Source organism: Microbacterium sp. NPDC089189 (genome assembly GCF_040685095.1).
In the GTDB taxonomy this organism is placed as follows: Bacteria; Actinomycetota; Actinomycetes; order Actinomycetales; family Microbacteriaceae; genus Microbacterium.
In genome coordinates this window covers 85,256-93,935 of record NZ_JBFBHG010000015.1, presented here as the reverse complement: position 1 = coordinate 93,935, position 8,680 = coordinate 85,256, and the positions used below count along the sequence as shown (strand labels likewise).

Annotated in this window: 7 protein-coding genes; 5 read left to right on the top strand and 2 right to left on the bottom strand. The window is 69.9% G+C overall.

From position 1 onward, the window contains the following. Positions 1-61: 61 nt before the first annotated feature. Positions 62-1,987, bottom strand: a complete 1,926-nt coding sequence (locus AB0N73_RS10455) for an acyltransferase family protein (protein WP_363563115.1) — start codon at positions 1,985-1,987, stop codon at positions 62-64. A gap of 89 nt (positions 1,988-2,076) precedes the next feature. On the opposite strand from AB0N73_RS10455, the gene truA reads away from it, so the two are divergent. Together truA and AB0N73_RS10445 are read left to right on the top strand one after the other, a co-directional pair. Further along, complete coding sequence (truA, locus tag AB0N73_RS10450) at positions 2,077-2,916, top strand: tRNA pseudouridine(38-40) synthase TruA (RefSeq protein WP_363563113.1); 840 nt, start codon at positions 2,077-2,079, stop codon at positions 2,914-2,916. Between the two features lie 65 nt (positions 2,917-2,981). Further along, the gene (locus AB0N73_RS10445; RefSeq protein ID WP_363563111.1) at positions 2,982-3,680 is read left to right on the top strand and encodes an endonuclease/exonuclease/phosphatase family protein; all 699 of its coding nucleotides are present in this window, start codon (positions 2,982-2,984) and stop codon (positions 3,678-3,680) included. Between the two features lie 6 nt (positions 3,681-3,686). On the opposite strand, the gene AB0N73_RS10440 is transcribed toward AB0N73_RS10445, so the two are convergent. Continuing rightward, on the bottom strand, positions 3,687-5,468 hold the full coding sequence (locus tag AB0N73_RS10440; RefSeq protein ID WP_363563109.1) for a DUF4012 domain-containing protein: 1,782 nt from the start codon (positions 5,466-5,468) through the stop codon (positions 3,687-3,689). A gap of 69 nt (positions 5,469-5,537) precedes the next feature. Between AB0N73_RS10440 and AB0N73_RS10435 the strand changes: the two genes are divergently transcribed. The 3 genes from AB0N73_RS10435 (at position 5,538) to AB0N73_RS10425 (ending at position 8,680) form a co-directional block, all read left to right on the top strand. After that, positions 5,538-6,155, top strand: coding sequence for a hypothetical protein (locus tag AB0N73_RS10435; protein ID WP_363563107.1), 618 nt, complete (start codon positions 5,538-5,540; stop codon positions 6,153-6,155). Positions 6,156-6,311: 156 nt separating this feature from the next. After that, complete coding sequence (locus AB0N73_RS10430) at positions 6,312-7,031, top strand: fructose 1,6-bisphosphatase (protein WP_363563105.1); 720 nt, start codon at positions 6,312-6,314, stop codon at positions 7,029-7,031. Between the two features lie 233 nt (positions 7,032-7,264). Beyond that, a complete protein-coding gene (locus AB0N73_RS10425) occupies positions 7,265-8,680 on the top strand; it encodes a glycosyltransferase family 2 protein (protein ID WP_363563125.1) in 1,416 nt (471 codons plus the stop codon).

Genomic DNA, 8,680 nt, shown 5'->3' with positions numbered 1-8,680 from the left:
GGGTAAGACCCACTGTCTCGGCGCGAAAGTGCTGTCTCGCGGGTCTGGCGGCGCGCGGGGGTCAGGAGAGGGCGGGGGCGCCGGGGGGCTGGAAGAGCTGCTGACGGCGCAGCTCCTGCTCGAAGAGGCGCTGCTCGGTGAAGGCCGCGAGGCGGGCGCGGGCACGCTCGGCGCGCATGATCGCATCGGCCACCGCGGAGGCGTAGATCTCGCCGCCCGCGTCGCCCGGATGCACCTGGTCGCCGGCCAGCAGGTCGGTGCGCGGTGCGATCGCCGCCGCCCAGTCTGCGACCTGCACGCTGCGGTGCGTCCGTGCGAAGGTCGCGAGATCGGCGTTGACGCCGGCGATCCAGTCGCGGGGCGCGGATGCGGTCACCACGATCAACTGTCGATCGGGCCCGATGATCTGGACGATCTCGTCGAGGGTACGCGTGGAGATCGACCCGTTCGTGCCGAGACCCACCACGACGTAGGGGCGCAACGCTCCGGCGGCGGCGAGCGTGCGAAGGATGCCGGGCGCGGCATACATGGAGCGCGAGACCGCCGCGTCGACCTCGATGCCGGGAAAGCGCGCGAGAAGACCGGATGCGGAGGCCAGCATCACGGAGTCGCCCACGGCGGTGATCTGGTCGCCCGAGACGGTTGTCCCCGCGGCGTCGCTCTCGGGCTGCGCGGGTTCCTGGTCCTCGAGCGCGTCGATGCCCGCCTCCACGACCGCCTCGCTGGTCGAGACGCTGGGGGCGGCGACGATCGCCGCGGTCGTCCCGGCCAGGAGCACGACGGTGACGACGCCGGCGGTCAGCGGGACGGGGCGCACGGCGCGGATGCCGCGCCACAGCGCGCGGGCGGCGGCGCGCAGACCATGGCGGCGGATGGGGGTCTCGACCAGGCGGTAGGACACCTCCGCGACTACGACCGTGATCAGGAGCGTGAGCGCACCGATCCACACCGGGAAGGCGTGGTCGGCGCCGGTGCCCTGCGTGGCGGCGACGACGAGCACGAGTACCGGCCAGTGCCAGAGATACAGTCCGTACGACCGATCGCCCACCCACCGCAGCGGCCGGACGTCGATGGCGCGGCCGAACCACGACCCCGGCCAGCACCCCGCGACGATCGCGAGCGCCGTCAGCGCGCTGGCGCCCAGCAGCGCGCCCGGGAAGGTCGCGATGCCGCTGGTCTCGGGCAGCGCCGCGATGAGGATGATCCCGACGGTGGCGGCGACGCCGACGACGAGGGACCCGCCGCGGGCGAGCGGATGCCGCATCCACCCGGGGGAGAGGCGGCTGGTCCGCTGCCAGACGAGGGCCAGGGCGACCCCGAGGAGCAACCCGAACGCGTGGGTGTCGGTGCCGAAGTAGGCCCGCGTGACGTCCCCGCCGATCGCGAGCGGATCCTGCGCGCCCTGTGCCACGGTGACGCCCATCCAGGCGGCGGATGCCAGCGCGACGACCGCGGCGGCGCCCGCCCGCATCCACGTGCGAGGAAGGAGCAGCAGGACGGGGAGCAGGAGCGGCCACAGCAGGTAGAACTGCTCCTCGACGGCGAGCGACCAGAGGTTGCGGAACAGCTCTCCGCCGCCCGAGGAGAAGTAGTCGGCGCCGTCGACCACGGCGAGCCAGTTGTAGCTGAACGTGACCGCACCCAGGAGCTGGCGGCGCAGGTCGACGAGCACGTCTCCGCCGATCGCCCACGCGACGCTCGAGCAGACGGCGAGCAGCAGCGCCAGGGCGGGGAGCAGGCGTCGCGCCCGTCGGCGCCAGAACGCGCCGAGCGAGATCCGCGACGTGTCCTCGCGCTCTCGCAGCAGGAGCGACGTGATGAGGAATCCGCTGATGACGAAGAAGACGTCGACGCCGATGAAGCCGCCCTTCAGCCACCCCGTCGGGAACAGGTGATAGACGATCACCAGGGTGACCGCGACGGCGCGCAGGCCGTCGAGTCCCGCGAAGCGGGCGCGCGGCAGCGTATCTGTGAAGTGGGGGAGCATGTCCGGAGGGGGCCGGGAGCGACGGCCGGTACCAGTGTAGGCGGCGGGCTCCGACACGGCCCTGAGAGCGCGGGCCGTAGGCTGGACGGGTGCGCATCCGGTTCGATATCGCCTACGACGGGACGCATTTCCGCGGCTGGGCGCGCCAGCCGGGGCTCCGCACCGTGCAGGGCACGCTGGAAGCCGCCCTCGCCCGCATCCTGGCCGGCTCTCCCACGCTCGTCGTCGCCGGACGCACCGACGCGGGAGTCCACGCCAGCGGCCAGGTCGCGCATCTCGATCTGGACGATGCGCAGGTCGGGCGCCTGGCGCAGGGGCGTCGAACAGCGGGCGACCCCGTCGAGGCGCTCGCGCGTCGGCTGCGCGGCGTGCTCGGGGCCTATCCGGATGTGACGGTGCGCCGCACGAGCGCCGCGCCCGCCGGGTTCGACGCGCGGTTCTCCGCGGTGTGGCGGCGGTACTCGTACCGCATCGCCGACGAGATTACCGGCTACGACCCCTTGCAGCGCGAGCGCACCACGTCCGTCCGCGCCGCGCTGGACGTCGAGGCGATGGATGCGGCCGCGCGTTCGCTCATCGGACTCCACGACTTCGCCGCCTACTGCAAGCCGCGCGAAGAGGCGACCACCATCCGCACGCTGCTCGAGTTCGACTGGAGCCGTGACGCCGACGCCGCGATCGTGGCGAACGTGCGGGCCGATGCGTTCTGCCACAGCATGGTGCGCGCCCTCGTCGGCGCCTGCGTGGCCGTGGGCGAAGGACGCCTCTCGGTCGCGGATGCCGCCCGGCTCCGGGACGAGGGCGCGCGCACGAGCGCGTTCAAGGTGCTCGCCGCCCGCGGCCTCGTGCTCGCCGAGGTCGGCTATCCCGCCGACGACCTGCTCGCCACCCGGGCGGAGCAGACACGGGCTCGGCGCGAGATCGAATGAGTCTGCTCTGCGTTCGCGCAAGCGTCATGCCGTAGCCACGCCACGGGCCTAGGGTGGGGATTCTGATGAAGGTGATCTCGTACAACCTGCGCAAGCACCGTGCCGCCGGCGAGCTGGGCGAGCTGGCAGAGAGGCACGGCGTCGACGTGCTGTGTCTGCAAGAGGCCGACACCACGGACATCCCCGCCGAGCTGGGCGGGCTCCGGTTGGCCGACGCGACCAGCCGCAATCGTCTGGGGCTCGCGGTCTACTACCGCGAGAGCAGTTTCCGGCTGCATTCGGTGCGCGCGCTCTCGTTGAAGAAGTCGCTGCACGATCGGGTGCTCAAGCCCGCCGAGGAGCGGATGCTGGGCGTCCGGCTCCACGACATCGACGCGGGACGCGAAATCATCGTCGCCTCGTTCCATGCGGCCCCGCTGACCGCGCTGAACTCGCTCCGGCGCCATCAGATCCGCACCGCGCTCGCGGAGCTGCAGGACCTCGGACCCGGGCTTCCCGCTCTCATGGTGGGGGACTACAACTACCCGGTCTTCAAGGAGCGCCTCGGCCAGCAGGTGCGCGACCAGGGCTACGAGCTGACGCTGAGCGATGCGCGCACCTACACCCGTTACCGCTTCTTCCGAGGGCACTACGACTTCGCGACCTCATCGGGTTTCGACATCGCCCACATCCGGACGCTCCCGCAGGGTCTGAGCGATCATCTGCCGATCGTGGTCACCGCGACGGTCACCACTCCTGCGCGGGCGACGTCGCCCGAGGGCTGAGCCTGGTCAGCCGATCTCGGCGCAGGGCGCCGGCACCGTCCCCGACATGGCGGGGATGACGGGCGTCGCACGGACGGCGAGGGCATCCGTCATCGGGGTACGCGCGCGCAGCTGTGCCGTCGCCGTCTCGCCCGGGGCGAGCTTCGTGGCCCAGGTCAGGACGGTGCGTCCGCTGTCGGTGGACTCTCTGAATCCCGCGCCGCCCTCGTTCGCCGTGAGCCGGGACGAGAGCAGTTCCGCGCCCTCGGGCAGGTAGAGGTACGCGATCGTCTCGGTGATACCGGGCTCGACCCCGAAGCTGCCGTTGCCCGTGATGTACGCGGGAAGCGTGGCGGCATCCGCGGGCGCCTCGCTGCGCAGCGTCACGGTGAGTGTGGCGTCGGTTGCGCCGGTGTCGTCGGTGCACCACGCGACGCCCGTGTCGAGTCCCGTGTAGTAGTCCATCTTCGAGCCGGTGCCGTCGTTGACGTACACCCCGAAGCTCGTCTGCTCCGCATCGGTCTGGGGGAGCAGGCCCTGAAGGTTCGTGCCGTCGAGGATCGCCTGGTCGGCCTCGTCGGCGTTCCAGATCAGCAGACGGTTCTGCTCGCCCGCCCCCGCCAGCGCGCCCACGAGCTCGCCGGGGGATGCCGCGCCGTTCGCGAGCGCGTCGAAGACGGATGCGGCGGCCGCTTCGAAGAAGAGGTCCTGATCGGCGGGCCGCTCGTACCGTAGATAGACCTCGTTGAGCAGCAGCGAGACGGCGTTGTCGCTCGAGAGGACGTCCCCGGTGGGCAGCGTGATCGGCCCGGTCGCCCGCAGCAGGTAGGACAGGGCCACCGGGTCGAGCGAGATGACGCCGTCGACGCGTGTGCCGAACTGCCGCGCCCACATCTCCTGGGCGATCTGGCCGGCCACGGGGAACGATGTGACCTGCGTGGCGTTCTGGATGTAGCGGGCCGCCTTCTGATCGGTGAGACCGGCGAGCTCGGGGCCGATGTCGATCACGGGATCGCCGAAGGGGTCGAAGTCCGCGGTCGAGGCCTGCTGCGTCAGCGAGAGCGAGCCGCCCTCCGTGCTGATCATGGCCATCGCGCCCACGATCCCGCCGAGCGAGCGCCATTCGGCGTTGTTCTGGAACACGACCAGATAGTTGCGGGGGCCCTCGGCGCCGAGCATCGCCGGCATCAGCGCCGTCGCCCGGCTCACCGCATCCGCGGCCGTCTCGACCGTGCCCAGCAGGGTGTCGAGCTCGGTCATCGCGTCCGCGAGGGGCGGGAGGAGTGCGGAGCGATCGATGTCGTCGAGGTCGGCCATGGCGGAGGAGACCTGCGCGGCGCTCGCCGAGGCGGCGTCGTGCATGGCCGGGAAGTCCGTGAGGTCGATCCGCCCGTCGACGGGACGAAGGCCGTCGACCGAGAAATCCGACGCGACGGCGACGAGAGGCGAGAGCGCATCCCCGGCGACGCGGTCGAGCGCGACGGTCACGGCGGAGACGGCGCGGAGCTGGTCGCCGATCCAGGGGAGGGTCTCGGCGGCCTGCCACACCGGGTCGGAGGTCAGCGCACGCGCCGCGGCGGTGTCTTCGGCCACGGCGGGGATGGCCGCCGCGAGGGCCGCGGGGTCGTCGACGGTATCGGCGAGATCGCGCGCCGCCGACTCGGCGGCGCGCAGGTGACCGTAGGCCAGGGTGCCGCGCACGCCGAGCCACACGGCGCCGGCGACGGTCAGCAGGACGAGGGCGACGAGCACCCAGACCGTCACGCGTCCCGCGGTCCGGGCCGGGCGCGGCAACAGCGGATTGGTCACGCCTTCACCCTACGCGGTGGGGTGGCCCCCTTAGAATGAGAGCCACGCTCACGGCGAGAAGGGGATCGGATGGCGCGCGCACGGATGAGGTCGTTCGTCGTCGCCGGGGTTCTCCTCGCGGCTCTCGCAGCCACCGGCTGCGGTCCGGCCCCGTGGAACGCCGACGGCGCGGGCCCGACCCCGAGTGCCACGCCCACCCGCACGAGCACACCGGTGCCGACACCCGTCTCGAACGACCTCTCGAGCGGGTCCACCCAGCGCCAGGTCACGGCCGGCGCCGTGTCGGCCACGATCGACTACTGGTCGACGCTGTCGATGGACCGGTGGACTCCCACGGCCCTCAAGCCCATCAGCGTCTCGATGGTGACCACGGTCACACCTGATGACGGGCAGAAGGTCTTCCTCCAGAAGGCGACGATGGTCGCCGTTCCCGGCAACGCATCGACCTCGTTCGACCCGCTCGCGCCGCAGAGCGACCAGTCCTCGGTCAGCCCGGGGTATCTGGTCCTCTCTCCCTACAGCTACTCGCAGACCTTCAACGTGGGGGATGTGCCCGCCGAGGCGACGATGGTGACGGTGCAGTTCACGTACGACTTCCTCGTACAGACGACCCCCACCTCCACCGAGTACGCGAAGCAGACGGGCAGCGACACGCTCACCATCGCGATCTCCGGCGGCGGTCAGTAACCCCGCCCGGCAGAGCAGTTCGACGTCCTCCGGGGTCGATGCGGCGAATCGTCGCGTATACTTTCGGCGCTGTACGAGATTTCGTCGATCCCGACGCGTCAGCGATACCCGAATCCCTGCCGCCGTCGCCGGCGGCCCCTCTCCGAGGAGCGGCCCGTGAGCCTTCCCGTCCCTTCCGGTCGCCGTGTGCGCCGGGTCGCCGTGGGGGCGACCCTCGCACTCGTCGCCGGCCTGGCCCTGTCCGGCTGCTCGCAGCTGGTCGACACCTTCAACGGTCTCCAGGGCATCGAGTCCACGCCCGCGCCCGAGCCGACGGTCGTGCGTCCCTCCGCCAGCGCGGAGCCGATGGTGTTCAACTCGCAGTTCACCTACGACGGCTCCGTCGAACTGCGCACGGACGTCGCGGATGAGCTCGAGCTCGTCCTCAACGTCTGGGCGGTGAACCCCAAGCGCACGAACGAGTGGACGCCGTCCAACGAGAAGACGTTCGGCCTGTCGGTCAACGTCTACGACCACCGCACCGATGAGAAGGCCGTGCTGACCGAGAAGCGGCGGGTGTACATCTCGTCGATCCAGATCCGCTCGACCACGACGCAGACGTCGGGTCAGATGCAGTCGCCGTACCAGTTCAGCGCCGATCCGCGCACGCTGGTGCCCGTCGACACGCTGCGCTCCGACCGCGGTCTGCTGCTCAACAGCTACCAGGGCGGTCTGTACGTCCCCGAGCAGTCGATCCACCAGCTGCCGGCCGACACGACCGGACTGACCCTCGAGTTCGCGCTGACGATCTCGGTCGAAGGCACCGCCAACACCGACTCGTCGTTCCAGCAGCAGACGGTGTACCAGTACCTGCCGATCGCGATCTTCGCGGATTGACCGTGGGCTTCCGGCGGGGCCGGGGGTAATCTTGCGGGAAAATTGCAGTTCCCCTCGGGAGAACTGTGGCGACGGTTGCGGCGGGACGGGCATTGTGGGTCCTGCGTCACTCGACGCACCCGCATCGGCCGCACGGTGGCCGTAGACACTCAGGAAGTGAAATCGTGTCGGATCCTCGGATGACGTACTCCTCGCAGCCTCAGCGCGGCCAGATCGAGCCCGCCCACGAGCCGATGGCGGGAGCCGAGCTCGAGGGGCACTTCGAGCAGGACTTCATGTCCGTGCTCGAGAACACCACGGTCCACCGCTCGACCATCGGCTGCATCATCCCCGCGTACAACGAGGAGGAATCGATCGCCGATGTGATCCAGGGCCTCCTGACGCAGACCCGTGTGCCCGATGTCATCCACGTGGTCGTGAACAACACGTCCGACAACACCGTGAAGATCGCCTCCGAGTTCGCGGGACCCCACGAGGTCACCACCGATCTGGGCGAGCAGTTCACCGAGGTGTTCGTCCACGACATCGGCAAGAACCCCGACAAGAAGGTCGGCGCGCTCAACTACGGCTACTCGCTGGTCGAGGGCTGCGACTATCTGCTCGGCGTCGACGGCGACACGATCGCGGACTCACGTGCCGTCGAGTACCTCGAGACCGAGGCCGTCAGCGACTCGCGCATCGGCGGGATCTCGGCGATCTACTCGATCGACGACAAGCCGATCAAGGGCACGATCGCGAAGTGGCTGATCGCCGGCCAGCGCACCCAGTTCGCCGCCTTCAACCTGCAGAACCTGCTGCGCGGGCGCAACATGGCCGTGCTGGGCGGGCAGTTCTCGATCTTCTCCACCAACGCGCTGCGCGACGCCATGAAGGCGAACCACCAGAGCACGCCGTGGGTCAAGGACAGCGAGGTCGAGGACTCGCTCCTCTCGCTGCAGATCAAGAGCGCCGGCTACCTGACGAAGATCAGCCCGTACGCCCGGGCCGACGTGGGCGGGATGACGACGCTCAAGGGCTACGACGCGCAGCAGGTCAAGTGGACCTTCGGTGCCATCGAGCTGATGTGGCCGGGTCAGCGCGGCGACACGAAGGGCCAGCCCTTCCACCCGAACCTGCGCCTGCGATGGTTCGAGAACTTCGGCATGCTCACGAACCTGTTCGTGCGCGTGGCCTTCCTCATGCTGCTGGCGGGATCGCTGTCGATCAACGCCTTCGTGTTCTCGCCGCTCTGGTTGATCCCGGTCGGCGCGGCCATCCTGCTGAACATCCGCATCGCCCGCACGATGAAGAACTGCAACCAGCGCGACATCGCCTTCGCGGCCCTGGGGTTCCCCGCCGAGATCTTCATGTGGATCCGGCTGAGTCACTTCATCCGGTCGTGGACGCGGTTCCTCTCGCGCAAGAAGGTCGACAACTGGGCGATGCAGGCCAAGGCCGAGCGCGGCGGTGCGTCGATCGGGCACTGGGCGCCGTTCATCATCCTGGCCCTCGTGCTGGTCGCGACGGCCGTGATCTGGAACATGCTCGGACCCGTCGTCCAGTCCTCGATCCTCTGGATCGGCTGGCCGATCGTCGGTGTCGTGACCGTGCTGCAGACGCTCCTGATGCTGACGAAGCTCTTCCGTCGCTACCAGGGCTACAAGGTCTGA

What these genes read in the sequence shown, in the direction of transcription:
- AB0N73_RS10455 (WP_363563115.1), bottom strand. Translation starts at nt 1,987, where the DNA reads ATGCTCCCCCACTTCACAGATACGCTGCCGCGCGCCCGCTTCGCGGGA.
- AB0N73_RS10445 (WP_363563111.1), top strand. Translation starts at nt 2,982, where the DNA reads ATGAAGGTGATCTCGTACAACCTGCGCAAGCACCGTGCCGCCGGCGAG.
- AB0N73_RS10435 (WP_363563107.1), top strand. Translation starts at nt 5,538, where the DNA reads ATGGCGCGCGCACGGATGAGGTCGTTCGTCGTCGCCGGGGTTCTCCTC.
- AB0N73_RS10425 (WP_363563125.1), top strand. Translation starts at nt 7,265, where the DNA reads ATGGCGGGAGCCGAGCTCGAGGGGCACTTCGAGCAGGACTTCATGTCC.